The following is a 17,094-nucleotide window of genomic DNA, read 5'->3' on the forward strand; positions in this document are numbered from 1 at the left end:
TCAATCGTTTTCACTGTTTTTTATTTGTGAAACGGCAAACATTTTTTTATTAAAAACAGTGTTATAACAGAAAAGAGGGCGTTTTCACGAACATTCCATCATTCTGTACTAGTATCTGTATCATTTTTTACTTCTTCTGTGAACCGAAAGATAAACGGTGAGACTTCCACCTCTAAGAATAGGGACTGTTGTACCCACTGATATGTTACAGATCCAGTTGTGTAGTAAAAAACTCCTTCCGAACTTTCGGCAAGCGTAGACTGTTCCGATAAAGCCATCTGCTTCATTATTTTTGCTATATAATAATTTTTGATTCGTATATTAAGATCCATTGACAAACGGTAGCTTTCTAATGCTGCCATCAATAAAAACGTACATAAAAGAAATAAAAGCAAGACAGAAAATAAAATAGAGCCCTTATAACATTTTCTACTGATCGTTTTTTGTCCATATGGCATATCCATCTTCTCCATTTTCAAAGTGTACATAAAAAGAAATTGTGTGTTCTTTTTCCAATAATTGAAGCTCAGTGATACTTGTTAACATAGGTTGATGTCCGCCGGAAGTTCTTCTTTTACGTATCATTGCCTGATATCTTTCGATGATATACTGTTTATCCTCGATCGTGTAGTGCAGTTGCTGATTTTTCACAGAGACATTGTGACTGCTCTTGAGTTCTTCTTCTAATTGTGCTAAAAATATTAGCCACTCTTTTTGATCTTTACGCTGCAAAAATTCACTTACTTGGATGGTTTGCTGAATCAAAAGATTGAATGTGAGCAATAGACTGCTCAATATCATCAGTCCAATTAGACATTCAATCAGCGTAAATGCTGGAATTACTTGTTTTTTCAATACTGATCGCTTCTTTCTCCATATTGACAAACACTTTTTCGATTACTCCATTATTATCGACAATTTGGATATCGTATGGGATCATTTCTTCCCTTCGCTCTGGTCTTTTGTGATACATCCGCTGCGTCTTGATATCTTCATAAATCATTCGAATAAATAGCAGTTCCTCCCCACTTTTCTTTTCTGCCTGAAGCAAAAACAGCTGGCCAAAGCTCACTAAGTAGACACAGACAGAAGCGATCATAAGCGCTGTAAGGGACTCCAACAAAACAAATCCTGTTTTATTCAATTCTTTTTGTATAGCGACCACTCCCTATCTGGAATTGATACGTAATCGTCCGCTCTTTTTCTTCCCAATAAAATTGATAAGCTTTTAGTGAACTTTCATTCCCGGTTCTAGCAGCAAAAGTAATAGAAGCATGGCGTTTCAAGGTAATCTCATCAGGAATATCTAATACTTCCCAATTTATTTTATCTGGATTCGGAACATGAAAAATGATTTGATTCTCTTCACTATTCCAATAAAAGCCTGTTTGGATCTGATTCACAATAGCGATTTTTTGCGTAGAATAGATTCGTTTTTCAAATTGGCCGAAAAATTGATAGACTGCCAATTCATTCTTCCATGCAGAAAATGCGAGAACTGGAAAAGAAAGGATCGTTGTAAGTAATAAAATCAGTAAGAGTGATTCAAACAACGTATATCCTGATGCTAAAACCTTACCTTCAAGGCCGCTGATAGATTTCTGCATGTTCTCGTTTGATATAGCCTTCATTCAACAATTCCTCCACAGTAGGAACTCTTCCGTTATTTTGAAGCGCATAGAGCTCTTTTTGTGTGTCTACCAACTGGATGATCGCTTCACGACTTTCTTGGTCTACATGATTCCTATAACGCGACAAATTAGGGACGAACAACAACACTAATACACTGATGATCAGTAAGACGATTAGCATTTCGATCAATGTAAAACCGCTATAATAAGATATTTTTCTCTTTTTCATGGCAAAACCTCCTCTATGCTTCCGTAAACAGGTAATAAAACAGCGGCATAAACTAATAAAATCAAAGCCGCTACGCCCAAAAAAATGATTGGCTGAATAAAATGCATCCAGTGATGAAGACGTTTGAAAAGCTGTTTTCTTGTCCATTCGCTGTAAAAAATCAGTTCTTTACCTAAACTTCCCTTTGCCTCTCCCTGTAAAACAATTTTACTGAATTCTTCTGATAGAAAACGATAATTCTGGAACTGCTCAGCCAATGACATACCTGCCTCCAATCCTTGAATCAACTTAGAGGCAAGATGCTGAATCAGACTTTCTTGTTTCGTTTCCTTTAAGCAGACTATGATTTGCCTTAATTCGAAACCTTCATGAAAAAGCTTTCCAATCTCTAGTGACAAATAAGCCGATTGATACAAGGAATATATCGGTCCAATCAATAATTGTCTGCTTATCCATTCACTCTGATCAACAGGAGACAACTTCATCAGACGATACCTTACTAGTAAAGCCAATAGAGTAACCGCTAGGATGAATAGTAGAACATACCAATGAAAGACTTGTATCAGCTGAATACCCCAATGCTCTTGCATGACCATTCCTGAACCAATAAGCTGAGGCAAAACGAACAACCGCATACTAAACAAGATACCTAGCAAAAAGGTGAGCAATAGCATCGGATATGCAAGCAGCTTTTTCAAATCATTGCGAAATCCTTCAACAAGCCGAAACTGTTTGGCAATTTCCAACAAAGTTGTCGGCAGATTCCCATGACGTTCAGCTAACTCGATCTGTACCAGTTGCTCTGCTCCATATCCTATTTGCGAAAGTACCTCACTAAACGCTTGCCCTTCCTTTAGCTGATGTTGGATATTTGCCAAAATAACAGGTGGAAACGAACGGATCGTGAGTAATAAATAAAGGGATTCTTGCAGACTAAAACCAGATAAAAGCAGTTCTCCCATGGTTTGTGCAAACTGGTTTTGCTGGCTTCTTGTTAATCCTTTAGAATAGTTCTGACTGCCAAATATTTTCCTGAGCTTCTTCATAACTTTCCTCCCATGATTTTTTTACTGATTCTTCCTCCATAAATTGATAACTCCATAAAACAGAAGGATGGTGATTGGCATCTTCCAAAAGTTCTTGATAAATGACACCAGCTAAACATTCAGATAGCTCTTCTTTTTTCTTTGTCAGTTCATGGATTCTGACCAATGTACCTTCAAGATTGCGTGCATGTACGGTTGCAAAAACCCGGTGCCCTGTTAGTGCTGCTCTTACCGCAGCATGTGCAGTTGATTCATCTCTTATCTCGCCAATGATTAGCAAGTCTGGACGATGCCGTAATGCGAGTTTCAAAAGTGTATCATAAGTCTGTGCTATTTTCGGATTGATCTGTAGCTGCAGAAAAAACGGTTCTTCTATCTCTACAGGATCTTCGATAGTAATCACTTGCAATTTTTCTTCCAAAGCCAACCGATACATTAGAGAAGTCTTGCCTGATCCGACTGGTCCGCTGAAAAGGTATAATCCACGTCTGACGGTTTTCTGTAAAATAGTTGCAAAATCTCGAGAACTAAAGCAACGATGGGGTGTTTCAAAAGTACCGTATAATAGCCGAATCACTAAACTCTCTCGTTGAAGGTAATCTCCTACAGAAGACAACCGCAGACGAACTTCCTGTTTTTCTAAAGAATAAGTAAATGCACCTAACTGAGCTTTTCTTTTTTCTCCGATATCCATCTGTCCCAAATACTTAAATCTTGAGATCAGTTGCTGTCCATCTGCCGAAGAGACTTTCTTCCAGAATGTTCGTTTTTTTCCATAGCGAAAATAGATGTAAAATACTTCTGAAGCTGGCAATATATATACGTCTTGGGCATGTTTGGCAAAACTTTCACTTATCATTTGATCCGATAATCGTTTTATTTCCATTATTCTCCCCTCCACAAAAAACATACGTCTTTTTGATCTTTTTGTTTCAAATAAAATGAATTTACAAAAAAATATTGGCAAAAGCCGAATTTATGTTATACTTATAAAAATTTATCTTGGGAGGCACTCCATTGGAAACAACATTAAGGAAATATATCGAAGTAGCAAGTAAAAAAAAGCCTGCTGACCTAGTGATCAAGCATGCTAAGATCGTCAACGTCTTTACGAAAGAAATCATGGAAAAAGATGTAGCAATCTGCGAAGGAATGATCGTAGGAATCGGTGAATACGAAGGAAAAAGCGTACATAATGCTAATGGGCAATATCTAGTGCCAGGATTCATCGATGGCCATGTGCATATCGAAAGCTCACTTTTATCACCAAGCGAATTTTCAAAAGTATCCTTGCTTCATGGAGTTACTACTGTAGTGACAGATCCCCATGAAATAGGAAACATTGCTGGGAGTACAGGTCTTGAGTTTATGATAGAAGATGCAAGACAAACACTCATGAATATCTTTTTTATGCTACCTTCTTGTGTACCTGTAACCCCTTTTGAGACCAATGGTGCAAATTTAAATGCAAAAAAATTAGCCCCTTTTTTACAAAAACCCGAAGTTTTAGGCTTAGCTGAAGTCATGAACTATCAAGCAGTAGCAAATAATGAAACAGACATCCTAGAAAAGATCCAATTGATGCACCAGCATAAGAAAAAAATTGACGGGCATGCAGCTGGTATCGGCATGGAAGAGTTAAATGTTTATCCTGCAGCAGGTATTCGGACGGATCATGAAGCTACAACTGCAAAAGAAGCTAAAGAACGTTTGGATCTTGGTATGTATTTAATGGTTCGAGAAGGGACCGTTGCAAAAGATCTGGCATCGCTACTACCGGCGATCACACCTGAAAATTCAAGAAGATGCTTCTTTGTCACCGATGATAAACTGATCAATGATTTAGTAAAAGAAGGATCAATCGATCATATCGTCCGTCAAGCTATTGCACTTGGAATCGATCCATTACAAGCCATTCAGATGGCAACATTGAATGCAGCAGAATGTTTTGATTTGAAAACACTAGGTGCGATTGCCCCTGGGTATCAAGCTGATTTCTTCTTAACAGACGATCTTACCAAGCTGCCAATTCATGAAGTTTTCTATAAGGGAACATTAGTTGTTCAATCTGGGCAACTCCAAGACCATTTATTTGCTGATCATTCAAATTCATATACGTGTTGTCTGCCAAAACTAAACGCTCAACCATTAAATCCACATTCGTTAGAGCTGCTTCTTTCTTCTTCACAAGCCCATGTGATCGAAATTATCCCGAATAGTCTAGTGACTAAAGATTTGGTAGAAAAAGTGGACCGACAAGGCGAACGATTCATTCCTTCAATCGAAAAAGACCAATTAAAGATTGCGGTGATCGAGCGTCACCATCAAACGGGAAACATTGGATTAGGCATAGTGAAAGGATTTCAGCTGAAACAAGGAGCGATAGCGACAACGATTGCCCATGACTCGCATAATCTAGTTGTCGTTGGGACAAACGACGAGGATATGCTGTATGCTGCTAATCTTTTGATTCAAAAAGGTGGCGGGATGACCGTTGTCAACAAACAGCAGGAAATAGCTTGTGTTTCTCTTCCTATAGGCGGAATCATGACACAGGAACCTTTTTCGATCGTCTATGAACAGTTGAATGAATTAATAACTAAAGCACATCAACTAGGAGCAGCTAAAACCTTTGATCCTTTTTTGACACTTTCTTTCTTAACATTATCTGTCATACCCGAATTGAAGATCACCGACAAAGGATTATTTTCATTTTCTCGCTTCCAATTGATTCCACCTTGTGGAAAAACCGATGAAATAAATACATTTTAAATCAAATAAATCCCAGAAAATACATTACATCTGTAATGTTCATTTTCTGGGATTTATTTATGGATATTAATGTTTTTATGAAAGCAGAAAGTTAGTTTCACAGACTTTTCTTTTTGGTCTTATCTTGAAATTGAGCTTCTACTCGATAAATACGTTGACCTTTTGAAGAAAATTTTTCTTCATACTCCGTCATAATATTGCCTTCAAATTGACTTTGATGTAAATCTAACCATACCTGTTTGAGGATCATGCCATATTGAGAAAAACTTGCCAGAGAATACTCAAACAATCCTTGATTATCTGTTTTGAAATGGATTTCTCCATTTGGACGAAGAATCTGTTCATCTACAGCAAGAAAAGTCTTATATGTCAATCGCCGTTTTTCATGACGTTTTTTTGGCCATGGATCGGAAAAATTCAGATAGATTTGATCTACTTCGCTGTCAGCGAAATACTCTGTCAACGCTGATCCATCCACATGTAGAAGTTTCAGGTTAGGAAGCGGTTGTTCGATCAACTTGTCTAGTGCAATCGAAACAACACTGACCTGCATTTCTACTCCAATATAATTGATTTCAGGATGGGCTTTTGCCATTCCAGTAATGAACTGGCCTTTCCCCATACCAATCTCAATGTGGATTGGATGATCGTTTTCAAACAATTCATTCCATTTTCCCTTCCACAATGTTGGATCACTAATTACAAAATTCGGGTGAGCCGCTAACATTTCCGCTGCTCCCGGACGATTTCGGACACGCATTATTTATCTCCATTCCTTTCCTCTAATTAAAAAGGTCTGGCCAAATCTCCGCAGAGTTTGGGCCAAACCTCAGCCACTGAAAATTCGTTTTAATTGTAAAATTTCTTCGTTCATCCGTCGATGATCTTCACGTTTGCAATATCTGGTGATTTCTTGGAGCAAATTCATGGCCGCATACCAATGAAATTTTTCAAGCATTTCGTCAGTCGGGCGTATGCCATAACTGATCAGCCACTGATTCCAGCTAGACAGTGGCACATAATTTCCTAAAATCGTTGCAATATCCACCGCAGGGTCTGCAAACATGATTGAATCCCAATCGACTAGATATAAATAATTTTTACATACTAACCAATTACGATGGTTTACATCTCCGTGTACTACTGATAAGTTTTCCTTATCTATTGACGGGATCTGCTCACGAAGAAAACGATGGACAATTTGCAGAAATTGATTTTTCTGGAGTTCTTCCGGTAATTCTTTTTCATATTTTTGCAGCATCTTCTCCGGCGTCATGACACGACCACCGATACGGGTCAGCATGGTTTTAAGAGAATTTGAATGATGTAAATGGTACAAAACATCAATCACGTCGTTTCTTTGACCAATCTCATTAGGAGTCAGCAAGCGACCTTCCAGCCACTCTTGTGCTGTCAAAGTATCGCCATTCCCCGTTCGTTTTGTCCAAACAAGTTTTGGTGTAATTCCTTCCCTTGAAAGAGCAGCCAACATCGGAGTCGTGTTTCGTTTAATAAAGACTTTGTCCTCATCACGCATGCCTATGTATGTTTTTCCTGTGTCGCCTTTGATGGGACGTAACCGCCACTCTTGGTCTAACTGAAACTCCATCATGCATTCTCCCGTCCTCTTACTCTTTGTTTTGCAGTACTTATTATTCTAGTCGCCTGAACACTACACGTCAAGCACATATACGTTCTTTTTCATTTAATTGCCATTCAAAAAACCAGCTTTTCTCAAAAAAAATAGAACGAACAGCATTCTTACTGTCAACGCTCTATTTTTCATTCTCATTTTTACCCTACACAGCTTTGTTTTCAGTCTGACATCTTCTTCAAACGAGTTGGTACATATAGTTTAACAAAGAGCATAGTAACAATCAAATAAGCCGCTAGCGGAACCCATCGCTGCTGCCCATCTAATACGACTGCAGCAATCAAACCAAAAATAACCGACGCGATAATTAATACCCATGTGAGTAGATACTGAATCGCCTGCTTCTTCTGATTCTTATGGATTGGATAAAGCTGAACGAGAACCATATAGCGGAACTGGTTCGCTAAAGGTAACAGTTGGAAACCGATCAAATATAAAAATAAGAAACCGATAATCAGACTAAAATAAAAGTCGACTACTCCGGCAATCAATAACCCACCTATAATTACTAATCGGAAATAAAGACCACTAAAATCAGAACCTCTTGCCAATCTTCTTGCAAACAAGTAAAGATAAGTGTTTTTTGATTCTCTTTTAATATGAGTCAATATAGGATCCAAATAGCGTCTTCTTTTGATCTTTGCCGTAATTTCAGGAACATCTGTGAATAAATTGATAAATTGATAGATCTGATGCAACCTATGTTCTTCTACATGCACCATTTTCTCCCAATCCAATCCTTTTTCTTGTTGCTTCCACAAAAACCAGTAATATAGACTTGCCTGTACTAATGCACCTGCTATTCCTGCCCATATTAGCCAATAAAATGATAGAAACAAAAAGATCAGAGAAGAAAAAAACCAGCCTAATTTCCAATAACGAATAACTTGTTGATCTAGTCGAAACAATTCTGCTCTCTTGATTTGCAGATGACTGAATTTCAAACTCCATAATATGATCAGATAGACGAAAAACATCGAAAAGGATTGCTCCGTACTAACCACCACTAATGGCATGGCCAATCCGCATGCCAATATCAAAAAGATCAACGGAAAAATGCAAGAATAGCGAAAAGCTCGTTCCAAATAGGTTTGCATTTCTTTTTCTTTAGGAAGTAAAAAAACAATATCTGCTGCCTCTGCAAAAGTAGCCATCTTACCCACGAATAAACAGAGCATCCAAAATACAGAGATTATGAGCCCTCCAATTGCAAACGGTGGCTGCAGGGTTTTCAACCAATTAGAATAATATAATCCCACACCGCCAATCAAGAAAAGACAAACTAAAACAAAATGATCGTTCAATACATAACGCATATATTTCATCATTTTCTTTTGATGTCTTGCTAAACGTTTTTGAAAAAAACTACTCATGTGCCTGCTCCTTTGTTAAAGCAATATAGATTTCGTCCAAAGAAGAATCCGGCAGCTGAAATTCTTTTCTCAACATCTCAAGAGAACCGTCTGCTCGTATCTCTCCGTTATGTAAGACCACAAAACGATCACAATATTTTTCTGCAGTAGCTAAAATATGCGTAGACATCAAAATACCGGCTCCTTCTTTTTTCATTTCTACCATCAATTCAAGCAATGCATTGATAGCTAGTGGATCCAAGCCTAAAAATGGTTCGTCGATGATATATAAAGAAGGCTCGATCAAAAAGGCGCATAAGATCATCACTTTCTGTTTCATTCCCTTTGAAAAATTAGCTGGGAACCAGTCAAGACGATTAGATAACCGAAAAGTCTCCAACAACTTTTCTGCTCTTTTCATTGCTGTATCCATAGGTATATCGTAGGCCATCGCAGTGACTTCGATATGTTCTCTCAATGTCAATTCTTCATATAAAGAAGGAGTCTCTGGAATATACCCAATTTGTTTGCGATATTCTTCCGTATTTTTCTTTAAGGATAGATGATTGATTTCTATCGTTCCTTTTGAAGCTTCCAGCAGACCGATAATGTGCTTGATGGTCGTACTTTTCCCTGCTCCGTTCAGTCCAATCAACCCTACTATCTCTCCAGGCTGTACATCGAAACTGATATCTTTTAACACAGGGAGATGTCCGTACCCCCCTGTGACATGATCGATAATTAAACTCATTCTTTTTCCTCCGCCATTTATTTTTATTTATTATACCACGAAGAAAATGACGGTATTTTGTTTTTTTCCTTACAATAGCTTTAACTTATGGTAAAGTTAAGCTGAAGTATTTATTCTTTATAGAAAGGATGTTTTATATGGAAAACTGTATTTTTTGCAAAATCATCAATCAAGAAATCCCAAGCTATAAAATATATGAAGACGACAAGGTCTATGCTTTTTTAGACATCTCTCAAGCAACGAAAGGACACACATTAGTTGTGCCTAAACGTCATGTAGCAGATATTTTTGAATATGATCCCGAACTTGCAGGAGAGGTTTTTTCGCGTGTGCCTAAGATTGCTCAAGCATTGGAAAAAGCTTTTCCAGAAATGAAAGGTCTTAATATCTTGAATAACAACCGTGAACTAGCCTATCAATCTGTTTTTCATTCACATATCCATTTAGTCCCTCGCTACAGCAAAGAGGATGATTTTTCTATTCACTTTGTCAATCATCAAGATAGTTATGGATCGGAAGAACTAAAAGCTATTCAAGAAACAATCGTAAAGCAGGTGTCCTGCGATGATTAAAAACTTTTTCAAAGGACTGTTATTTGGAGCTGCTGCTGGCACTGTCGGAGGTCTGTTATTGGCGCCCAGGAGCGGGAATGAAACAAGAAAGAAACTGATCGAAGAATTGGAAGAAGCAACAACTCTGACAAATGATTTAAATAACAGCCTGAATCATTTTAAAAGCGCATTGATCGAAACAAAAGAAACAGCTGAATCTGTGATTCCTGCTTTCCAAGAAGCAATCAAAAAAGATATCGAAGATTTTAAATTCCAAGCCGAACCACGTATCACACAAATCAATGAACAAGTAGAAAAACTAAAAGCTGATCTGCCAGAGTATCCTGAACAAATATAATAATGATTATTTTCTCAACAGATTTAACTATATAAGTGAGAAAAGTTTGCGTATTTCCTAGGAATGTGATGAAATTTTGAATTTTGTTTGAAACTACCACGACAACGTTTTTAAAGGAAATGGGATATGGTATAGTTAATATATAAAAATAATAACTAATTACAGGAGTGCAAATTTTAATGAAAAAAAAATCAATTATTTTGGCAGCTACTAGTGCGTTGGCTGTTTTAACTCTAGCAGCTTGTTCAGGCGATACTAATAAAGATATCGCAACGATGAAAGGCGGAACGATCACTGTATCTGATTTCTATGATGAAGCAAAACTTGAATCATCGAACCAATCCTTAGTACAACGGATGATCATTTATAAAGTATTCAATAACAAATATGGCGATAAAGTAACCGATAAGCAAGTGGATGCAGAATACGACAAACAAGCGAAATCATTAGGTGATACTTTTGAATCACAATTAGAAGCTGCTGGATATACGAAAGATACTTATAAAGAATATATTCGTAACAATTTAGCTTTTGAAGCTGGCTTGAAAGCTCACGTAGATATTACAGATGACGATTTGAAAACTGCTTGGAAATCTTTCCATCCAGAAGTAGAAGCACAAATCATCAAATTATCAAGTGAAGATGAAGCAAAAGATGTGAAAAAATCAGCGGATGATGGAGATGATTTCTCTAAATTAGCCAAAGACAAATCAACTGATACAGAGACAAAAGAAGATGGCGGTAAAGTTAAATTCGACTCAACGACAACAACTATTCCTGCAGAAGTAAAAGAAGCAGCTTTCAAATTGAAAGACGGTGAGATCTCCGATGTTATTACTACAACAAATCCTACTTCTTATGCGACAGAATACTACGTTGTCAAAATGGTGAAAAACCAAAATAAAGGCAATGACATGGATAAATACAAAGATCAACTAAAAGATATCGCTACTGAAACTAAACTAAGTGACAATGCATTCACAACTAAAGTAATCGGTGAAGAATTAAAAGATGCAAATGTAAAAATCAAAGATGATGCCTTTGAAAATGTGTTGAGTGCATTCACAACAACTTCATCAAGTACGAAAGACTCAAGTGAAACTACAGCTTCAACAAAGAGTTCTGACACAAAATCAACTGATTCAACAAAAGAATCTTCAACTGAAGAAACAACTGATTCATCAAAATAAAAGAAAACAAAAAAAGCGAAGACTTATGTCTCGCTTTTTTGTTTTGAATGAAAAAAATAAATTTTTGCTATAAATCTTTTGGTACATAGAAACTTCGGTTGTCCATACCGAAAATCCGATCGGTGTATTTTCCTGGTTCTGTTTGACGAATCGAAGTCAACATCATCTGCATCGAAGCATCGATATTGTCGATTTGATGTAATATTTCTGCTTCCATTATTCTTGGACGTACAGGTGAGCCATATTCTAATAAGCCATGGTGTGCTAAAACCATATGACGTAATACGAGAACATCTTCGTCAGCTTCGCTGATTTTCAACGCAAGACAGGCTTTAGTTATTTCTTCGTCAATCAATACCAGATGACCGATCAAATTTCCTGCAAGCGTATATTCTGTCGACATAGGACCGGAAAGTTCAATCACCTTTCCTAAATCATGCAAAATGATACCAGCATACAACAATGCTCGATTCAGCTCAGGATATTCATCGGCGATTGATTTCCCTAAGTGAAGCATTGTCAAAGTATGATAAGCTAATCCACTGGCAAATGCATGATGGTTTCTTTTTGCTGCCGGAAACTCAAAAAATTGTTTTTGATATTTATTAAGTAGATAGCGAACAATACGATTCCAATGCGCATTGGTGATCTCAAACAACAATTGATTGATTTCTTCTTCCATTTCTTCTTTCTTCAAAGGGGCTCTTTCCATGTATAAACTAGGCTCTCCTGGCTCATCTACCCTTGTTAAGCGCATATGAAGAATCTTTACTTGAGGGTTTCCTTGATAAACCTCTCTTTTACCGTTTAGAAAAACGACTGTGCCGGCTGTAAATTTATTGATTTCCTCCTCCGAAGCATCCCAGTATTTACCATCGATAGTACCTGAAGTATCTTGGAAAGTAAAAGCAATAAATTTTTTTCCGTTTTTAGCGATTCTTACATCTGCACTTTTGATCAGGACAAATTGTTCAAACTGCTCATCGATTACTAAATCACGAATTTTTTTCATTATTTGCTCCTTCTAATTGTTTTACGATTTGGTTCATCTCATGGTAATAGCTTACCATTTCTTTATCAGAAGAAAAACAAATTATTTGATACTTTTCTCCAAATTTAGCTAAAAGTTCAGCTAATTGATACTTTCGCTGATGATCATAATGAAGCCAGCCATCATCAATGATGATCGGGCATATCGAACGGTTAGCTTCTAATGAGAGGTAAGCAAATCTCATCGCCATAATCAGCTGATCTTTCGTACCTGTAGATAACTCATAGATGGGAAATTCTGTATATCCGTCTGTTAAAGTCAGTGTATCATTTTTCAGTAATATCTTCTGATAATTTCCTTTTGTTAAAATACCTAAATAATCACCTGCTGCTCTTAACAACTGGGGTAATTGTCTTTCACTCATCTCTGTTGAAAGATCACCTAAGAATGTCCCGGCGATTTCAAGTGCTCCCCATTCCTCCAGTAATTCCTGTAATTTTGCTTTTTGCCGGCTAGCTTGTTGATAAAGTTCGTCCAATGTGCCGTCTCTTTGCAACTCTTCTACTTGAAGTTGGAGTCGTTGCCGATTTTCACTTGCTTCTTTTTCTTCTTGCTGGAGTTGGGATTGCTTTTCTTTCAGTTGGCGCAGTCTTACAGATAATTTCTCTTTTGTCAGCTCTTCAGGAAATAGTGGAGTAAGCATTTCCGATAATTCATTGTATCTTTTCATCTGCTGTTCGGCTTGTTTGGCTTTTTGTAAAAAGACAGGTACTTCCGAAGGATAAGATAAGCCTGCTTGAGTCAATTGTTCGCTGTATTCTTGTATCCATACTTTTTGTTTCTTTTTCAATTGATTGATTTCTTGCTTCAATAAAGTATTTTGCTGATAGCTTCTGGCAAATTTCATCTGTTCCATCTCTTGTATAAAACGGGAAAGCAATACCATTTTTTCTGAAATTGTCTTATCTTGTATCGGTAACCATTCTTTAACAAACTCAAATTTTTGGTCGATTTGTCGTAGTTTTTCTTGTATTTCCTGTTCTCTTTTATGTTTCCGCTCAAATACGCCATATAATTTCTGATAATCTATGACTTCCTGTCCATATTCTTTCATGAGTTTGAGCGTATCCATCTTTCCTAAGTGCCGATGATCCGCAAAACGATATACTTCTTGCTGAAGAATCTGTTTTTCTTCTCCAGTTCTCTTTTGTTTTTCTTCTGCTTCAGCTAATTGAGCTAAGGCTAGATCAAGTTGTCCTAGTTTTTCTTGCCACATTCCTTTTATCTCAGAGAAATCATTTTTAGTTTTAATTTTTGGTTGCCTTTTGTAGAAGAAATAGCCAATCATGCCTGCACCAATTAGTAAAAGGATCACTTTCAAGGGCATTGGTACAAATATACCTGCAATGATTATTGCTCCGCCAGCCATCAGCATATACGGTTTAGATGAAGAGACTGGTGCTATCTCTGACTGATTTTGTAATAATGCTGGATAGGTCTCTTCCAAGTCATTCACTTCTGCTTCAATCATCTCTTGCTGTTCTTTAGCTATTTGGAGACGCACAGAAATCTGGCTTTCTAGATCAGCAATCCTTCTTTCTTCAGCCAGAAGATGCTTCCATTCTTCTTCATATAAAAATTCTTCCGGTAACGGATTTTTCTGCCAATGCCACCTTTGTTCCAAAATCTTCAATTCTGAATTTGTTTCTCTAGTCTCAATTTGTAATCTTTGCCATTCTTCGTTTAATTGTTCCGCTGTAAATTGAAGTTGCTGGAGATCTTTTAGTTCCTGCTCCTGCTCTAAATAAAAATAATATCTGGCTGACTGCTGATCCATCCCGCTATGCTTTTCCAGTGTTGCTTCTAATTCTTCCAAACGCTCATTTGTTTGCTGATACCGTTTGGAGAAAGACTCCAGATCTAAAAGAAGTTGCTCATCAGGAAGACCTGTAGTGCTGTTTTTTTTGAGAGATTGCCATTCTTCATATAAAGAAAAATTAAGTTCTTGCTGTCTGGCTAATGAAAATTGTTTGTTCGCCTCTTTTAATTGTGCCAATAACTGCTGCTGTTGCGACTCGTATTCCTGTTCTTGTTGGATCAACTTGCCAAAATAAGCTTCCTGTTCTTGTTTTTGATGAATTTTTTCTTGCAGCTCTTTCCATTCATTTAATTTTTGATTGATTAGTAGTTTTTGGCCTTTTTTCTTGAATAATTGTTGTGCTTTCTGATAATATTCTTGCCGCTTTTGGAATACTTGAGAACTGCCCGTGATGCCTAAAGAAATCAGCGCATCATGTAGCTCTTTTTCTCTCAAATGATCTAGTTCCATCAACTGCTCTTGCTGGAAAGTAAATACCTGCTGGAATAACTCTTTCGTCAAAGGTGCGATCAGTTTTTCTAGTAACTCATCACTTCCCACTTGATCCCCCAGCCACACCTTCGATTTTCCGCGATTTTGCTGCTTGTAGCGCTCGACAGCAAATTCACCATATACAGGATGTTTAAGCCATATTTTGCCGCCATAGGCTGAGCCGTCTTTTGGTGTATAATCCTTTTTTTTACGGCCTTTTGAAGGGAAACCAAATAATATTGCTTGAATAAATTGATAAATCGTTGATTTTCCTGCTTCGTTTCCCCCATAGATCAGCTGATTGCCTGAATAAAAGTCAAAACTTTTTTGACGCCATTTTCCAAAAGCAGCAATCTCGATCCTTAAAATCTTCATTCCTGATCCTCCTCAAATAAAAAATCTTGATTAAGCAGCTGCTTGGCTTTTTCAAGTGTTTCTTCTTGATATTCCGGCAGTTCGCTCAATATTCTAGCCGCTTCTTGATGACTATATACTTCATTTAAAATTTGTTGGAAATCTTGAGGTGTCTGATAGTATTGAAATAACTGTTCCATCAATTTAGCAGAAGCAGCAAGTGGGATCTTCGTATAAAAAGTATTCTCTATGAGAGAAATACGCCAAATAAAGAAATCATTTATCCTATCTGAGAATTCCTCTAACAAATAGTCTAATAGCTCTCCTGATTGTATCCGTTCCAAAACATCTGTATTGAGATGGTCATAATCTTTTAATTTTATCTCAATTAAACTAAATCCATCCTCTACTTTTGAAAGCTGCTGACGAATGTGAACAATGACCTCTTTTGTCGTTCTTGCTTTCCTCAATGATATTTCCTTTGTCTTCCAATAGACCTCTGCTACTTTAATCGGATGTATTTGGCAACTTCCTTTACTTAATTCAACTAGTAGAATAGATGTAGAAGCTTGTTCCTTTTTAGTATGACCTTGAGGCGCACCTGGATAAACAATTGTTTGCTTTTCATTTAAGACCGTTGGCACATGGATATGCCCTAAAGCCCAATAATCGTATCCCTTTTCTTGCATCTTTGAGGGTTGGAAAGGAGCATAGTTTCCTTTTTGAGAGACGCCAGGTTCCCCGTGGTACAACCCAATATGGTAATCTGTGAGTTCTCTAGAAGGAAATTCCATCACTTTGTCTTTTTGAATCCACGGTTGACGATAACTAAATCCACTGAGAGAGACAGTTTCTCCACTTTTTATCGTTATTTTTTTTGTCTCTACCGTTTCGGATGTAAATAAATGGACATTTTTAGGAAAGGAGAACCAATACCGCTCTTTTTGATAGAAATCATGATTTCCGAATATTATAAATACAGGTATATGGTTCTTTTCTAACCGTTTCATCTGTTCTGAAAAATGTTTCTGTATTTTTAATGAAGGACGATTTTGATGAAAATTATCTCCTGCAAGTAAAACAAAATCAACGTTATTTATTATTGCCTGTTCAATGATATTTGATAAAACGGTCAGATTCGTCTTCAATAGTTTTTCCTGTACAGTTTTATCAAGAGTTGTCAGTCCTTCAAATGACCGATCCATATGTAAATCTGCCGCATGGATAAATTTCACCATTAAAAATTTCCTCCTTTTTTTCTTTTATCATACCATTTTCAATGTTTTTTTTCATCAATAACCGAAAATTTGTTCGTATTATGCAAAGAAATTACGATAAATGGCCGGCTTCAAAAAATGAGTTTATTCGAAAAAAAGATTGTGACATGATTTTTGTCACAATCCTAAATATCTATGTTATATTCGCTTCGTTTGACACTGAAGAAGTACTATTTGTACTGGAATTTATGCTCCATTTTTCCGTATTTAGAATTCTATGTTCTATACTACCTTAATTAGTTTATATGGTAAGAATTCTTTCAAATGCTTGAGATACTCCGTCTTTATCATTTGAAACAGTGACATAATCAGCTTTTTTCATGATTTCTTGATGACTATTTCCCATTGCAAAACTAATATCTGCACTTTCAAACATAGATAAGTCATTTAAACTATCTCCGATCGCGATTCTCAAAGGTTTCTTTAAATTGTAGATTGATTCCAAACGATCAAACACCACGCCTTTAGATACATTTTGAGGTACGATTTCAATATTTACAGGTGCCGATTCAGTAACAGACACATTTAGCATCTTTTTCAAATGGTTAAATATATTAGCTTTCAATTGACGATTAGGAATAAAAATAA

General features: G+C 36.8%; 19 protein-coding genes (1 of these 19 cut by a window edge). 4 read left to right on the forward strand and 15 right to left on the reverse strand.

Features of this window, described 5'->3' with window-relative positions:
- Positions 1-98: 98 nt before the first annotated feature.
- Genes comGG through comGA form a run of 7 tightly spaced genes read right to left on the reverse strand, consistent with a single transcriptional unit; the run spans position 99 to position 3,792 of the window.
- Positions 99-458: a competence type IV pilus minor pilin ComGG gene (gene comGG / locus IGL31_RS11710; RefSeq protein ID WP_002293655.1), complete on the reverse strand. Its 360-nt coding sequence runs from the start codon at positions 456-458 to the stop codon at positions 99-101.
- Complete coding sequence (gene comGF / locus IGL31_RS11715) at positions 430-855, reverse strand: competence type IV pilus minor pilin ComGF (RefSeq protein WP_002325315.1); 426 nt, start codon at positions 853-855, stop codon at positions 430-432. The genes comGG and comGF overlap by 29 nt, the downstream gene beginning before the upstream one ends.
- Entirely contained in the window at positions 818-1,165 is a 348-nt protein-coding gene (locus IGL31_RS11720) for a hypothetical protein (protein ID WP_002286177.1), read from the reverse strand. The genes comGF and IGL31_RS11720 overlap by 38 nt, the downstream gene beginning before the upstream one ends.
- Positions 1,137-1,607, reverse strand: coding sequence for a competence type IV pilus minor pilin ComGD (comGD, locus tag IGL31_RS11725; RefSeq protein ID WP_002317395.1), 471 nt, complete (start codon positions 1,605-1,607; stop codon positions 1,137-1,139). Before comGD ends, IGL31_RS11720 begins: the two co-directional genes overlap by 29 nt.
- Positions 1,582-1,860: a competence type IV pilus major pilin ComGC gene (gene comGC / locus IGL31_RS11730; protein ID WP_002286179.1), complete on the reverse strand. Its 279-nt coding sequence runs from the start codon at positions 1,858-1,860 to the stop codon at positions 1,582-1,584. The genes comGD and comGC overlap by 26 nt, the downstream gene beginning before the upstream one ends.
- Positions 1,857-2,906, reverse strand: a complete 1,050-nt coding sequence (gene comGB / locus IGL31_RS11735; RefSeq protein ID WP_002286180.1) for a competence type IV pilus assembly protein ComGB — start codon at positions 2,904-2,906, stop codon at positions 1,857-1,859. The genes comGC and comGB overlap by 4 nt, the downstream gene beginning before the upstream one ends.
- Positions 2,863-3,792 (reverse strand): competence type IV pilus ATPase ComGA, encoded by a 930-nt coding sequence (gene comGA / locus IGL31_RS11740; RefSeq protein ID WP_002293666.1) that lies wholly within the window; start codon positions 3,790-3,792, stop codon positions 2,863-2,865. The genes comGB and comGA overlap by 44 nt, the downstream gene beginning before the upstream one ends.
- 131 nt (positions 3,793-3,923) lie before the next feature.
- Here comGA and ade point away from each other — a divergent pair, with 131 nt between their 5' ends.
- A complete protein-coding gene (gene ade, locus IGL31_RS11745; protein ID WP_002286185.1) occupies positions 3,924-5,678 on the forward strand; it encodes an adenine deaminase in 1,755 nt (584 codons plus the stop codon).
- 97 nt (positions 5,679-5,775) lie between these two features.
- On the opposite strand, the gene trmB is transcribed toward ade, so the two are convergent.
- The 4 genes from trmB to IGL31_RS11765 all read right to left on the reverse strand — a co-directional run bounded on the left by trmB (position 5,776) and on the right by IGL31_RS11765 (position 9,435).
- On the reverse strand, positions 5,776-6,438 hold the full coding sequence (trmB, locus tag IGL31_RS11750; RefSeq protein WP_002286189.1) for a tRNA (guanosine(46)-N7)-methyltransferase TrmB: 663 nt from the start codon (positions 6,436-6,438) through the stop codon (positions 5,776-5,778).
- A 69-nt stretch (positions 6,439-6,507) separates the two neighbouring features.
- Positions 6,508-7,290: a phosphotransferase family protein gene (locus IGL31_RS11755; protein WP_002286194.1), complete on the reverse strand. Its 783-nt coding sequence runs from the start codon at positions 7,288-7,290 to the stop codon at positions 6,508-6,510.
- Between the two features lie 203 nt (positions 7,291-7,493).
- Positions 7,494-8,705 carry an ABC transporter permease gene (locus tag IGL31_RS11760; RefSeq protein ID WP_002286197.1) on the reverse strand — a complete coding sequence of 404 codons (1,212 nt, stop codon included), beginning with the start codon at positions 8,703-8,705 and terminating at the stop codon, positions 7,494-7,496.
- Positions 8,698-9,435 (reverse strand): ABC transporter ATP-binding protein, encoded by a 738-nt coding sequence (locus IGL31_RS11765; RefSeq protein WP_002297572.1) that lies wholly within the window; start codon positions 9,433-9,435, stop codon positions 8,698-8,700. The genes IGL31_RS11760 and IGL31_RS11765 overlap by 8 nt, the downstream gene beginning before the upstream one ends.
- Before the next feature lie 137 nt (positions 9,436-9,572).
- Between IGL31_RS11765 and IGL31_RS11770 the strand changes: the two genes are divergently transcribed.
- From IGL31_RS11770 to IGL31_RS11780, 3 genes are all read left to right on the forward strand, one after another.
- Complete coding sequence (locus tag IGL31_RS11770; protein WP_002286201.1) at positions 9,573-10,007, forward strand: HIT family protein; 435 nt, start codon at positions 9,573-9,575, stop codon at positions 10,005-10,007.
- On the forward strand, positions 10,000-10,344 hold the full coding sequence (locus IGL31_RS11775) for a YtxH domain-containing protein (protein ID WP_002286203.1): 345 nt from the start codon (positions 10,000-10,002) through the stop codon (positions 10,342-10,344). Before IGL31_RS11770 ends, IGL31_RS11775 begins: the two co-directional genes overlap by 8 nt.
- 179 nt (positions 10,345-10,523) lie before the next feature.
- Complete coding sequence (locus IGL31_RS11780; protein WP_002286208.1) at positions 10,524-11,534, forward strand: peptidylprolyl isomerase; 1,011 nt, start codon at positions 10,524-10,526, stop codon at positions 11,532-11,534.
- Between the two features lie 67 nt (positions 11,535-11,601).
- Here IGL31_RS11780 and IGL31_RS11785 read toward each other — a convergent pair whose 3' ends face one another.
- The 4 genes from IGL31_RS11785 to IGL31_RS11800 form a co-directional block, all read right to left on the reverse strand.
- The gene (locus IGL31_RS11785; protein WP_002286211.1) at positions 11,602-12,546 is read right to left on the reverse strand and encodes a 3'-5' exoribonuclease YhaM family protein; all 945 of its coding nucleotides are present in this window, start codon (positions 12,544-12,546) and stop codon (positions 11,602-11,604) included.
- Positions 12,530-15,250: an ATP-binding protein gene (locus tag IGL31_RS11790; RefSeq protein WP_002286213.1), complete on the reverse strand. Its 2,721-nt coding sequence runs from the start codon at positions 15,248-15,250 to the stop codon at positions 12,530-12,532. Before IGL31_RS11790 ends, IGL31_RS11785 begins: the two co-directional genes overlap by 17 nt.
- On the reverse strand, positions 15,247-16,467 hold the full coding sequence (locus tag IGL31_RS11795) for a metallophosphoesterase family protein (RefSeq protein ID WP_002301291.1): 1,221 nt from the start codon (positions 16,465-16,467) through the stop codon (positions 15,247-15,249). The genes IGL31_RS11790 and IGL31_RS11795 overlap by 4 nt, the downstream gene beginning before the upstream one ends.
- 280 nt (positions 16,468-16,747) lie before the next feature.
- Positions 16,748-17,094, reverse strand: partial view of a Cof-type HAD-IIB family hydrolase gene (locus tag IGL31_RS11800; RefSeq protein ID WP_002304764.1) — the 3' end only. Its footprint extends 499 nt past the window's final position; the window shows 347 of its 846 coding nt (coding positions 500-846); the start codon falls outside the window, past its right edge — the gene reads right to left on this strand; its stop codon occupies positions 16,748-16,750.

Origin of the sequence: Enterococcus sp. MSG3290 (assembly GCF_050555565.1) — a bacterium.
In the GTDB taxonomy this organism is placed as follows: Bacteria; Bacillota; Bacilli; order Lactobacillales; family Enterococcaceae; genus Enterococcus_B; species Enterococcus_B faecium.

Excerpts from the sequence above, each read along its gene's own strand:
- comGG (WP_002293655.1), bottom strand. The coding sequence starts at position 458 with ATGCCATATGGACAAAAAACGATCAGTAGAAAATGTTATAAGGGCTCT.
- comGD (WP_002317395.1), bottom strand. The coding sequence starts at position 1,607 with ATGCAGAAATCTATCAGCGGCCTTGAAGGTAAGGTTTTAGCATCAGGA.
- comGC (WP_002286179.1), bottom strand. The coding sequence starts at position 1,860 with ATGAAAAAGAGAAAAATATCTTATTATAGCGGTTTTACATTGATCGAA.
- comGB (WP_002286180.1), bottom strand. The coding sequence starts at position 2,906 with ATGAAGAAGCTCAGGAAAATATTTGGCAGTCAGAACTATTCTAAAGGA.
- comGA (WP_002293666.1), bottom strand. The coding sequence starts at position 3,792 with ATGGAAATAAAACGATTATCGGATCAAATGATAAGTGAAAGTTTTGCC.
- trmB (WP_002286189.1), bottom strand. The coding sequence starts at position 6,438 with ATGCGTGTCCGAAATCGTCCGGGAGCAGCGGAAATGTTAGCGGCTCAC.
- IGL31_RS11755 (WP_002286194.1), bottom strand. The coding sequence starts at position 7,290 with ATGATGGAGTTTCAGTTAGACCAAGAGTGGCGGTTACGTCCCATCAAA.
- IGL31_RS11760 (WP_002286197.1), bottom strand. The coding sequence starts at position 8,705 with ATGAGTAGTTTTTTTCAAAAACGTTTAGCAAGACATCAAAAGAAAATG.
- IGL31_RS11765 (WP_002297572.1), bottom strand. The coding sequence starts at position 9,435 with ATGAGTTTAATTATCGATCATGTCACAGGGGGGTACGGACATCTCCCT.
- IGL31_RS11770 (WP_002286201.1), top strand. The coding sequence starts at position 9,573 with ATGGAAAACTGTATTTTTTGCAAAATCATCAATCAAGAAATCCCAAGC.
- IGL31_RS11775 (WP_002286203.1), top strand. The coding sequence starts at position 10,000 with ATGATTAAAAACTTTTTCAAAGGACTGTTATTTGGAGCTGCTGCTGGC.
- IGL31_RS11780 (WP_002286208.1), top strand. The coding sequence starts at position 10,524 with ATGAAAAAAAAATCAATTATTTTGGCAGCTACTAGTGCGTTGGCTGTT.
- IGL31_RS11785 (WP_002286211.1), bottom strand. The coding sequence starts at position 12,546 with ATGAAAAAAATTCGTGATTTAGTAATCGATGAGCAGTTTGAACAATTT.
- IGL31_RS11790 (WP_002286213.1), bottom strand. The coding sequence starts at position 15,250 with ATGAAGATTTTAAGGATCGAGATTGCTGCTTTTGGAAAATGGCGTCAA.
- IGL31_RS11795 (WP_002301291.1), bottom strand. The coding sequence starts at position 16,467 with ATGGTGAAATTTATCCATGCGGCAGATTTACATATGGATCGGTCATTT.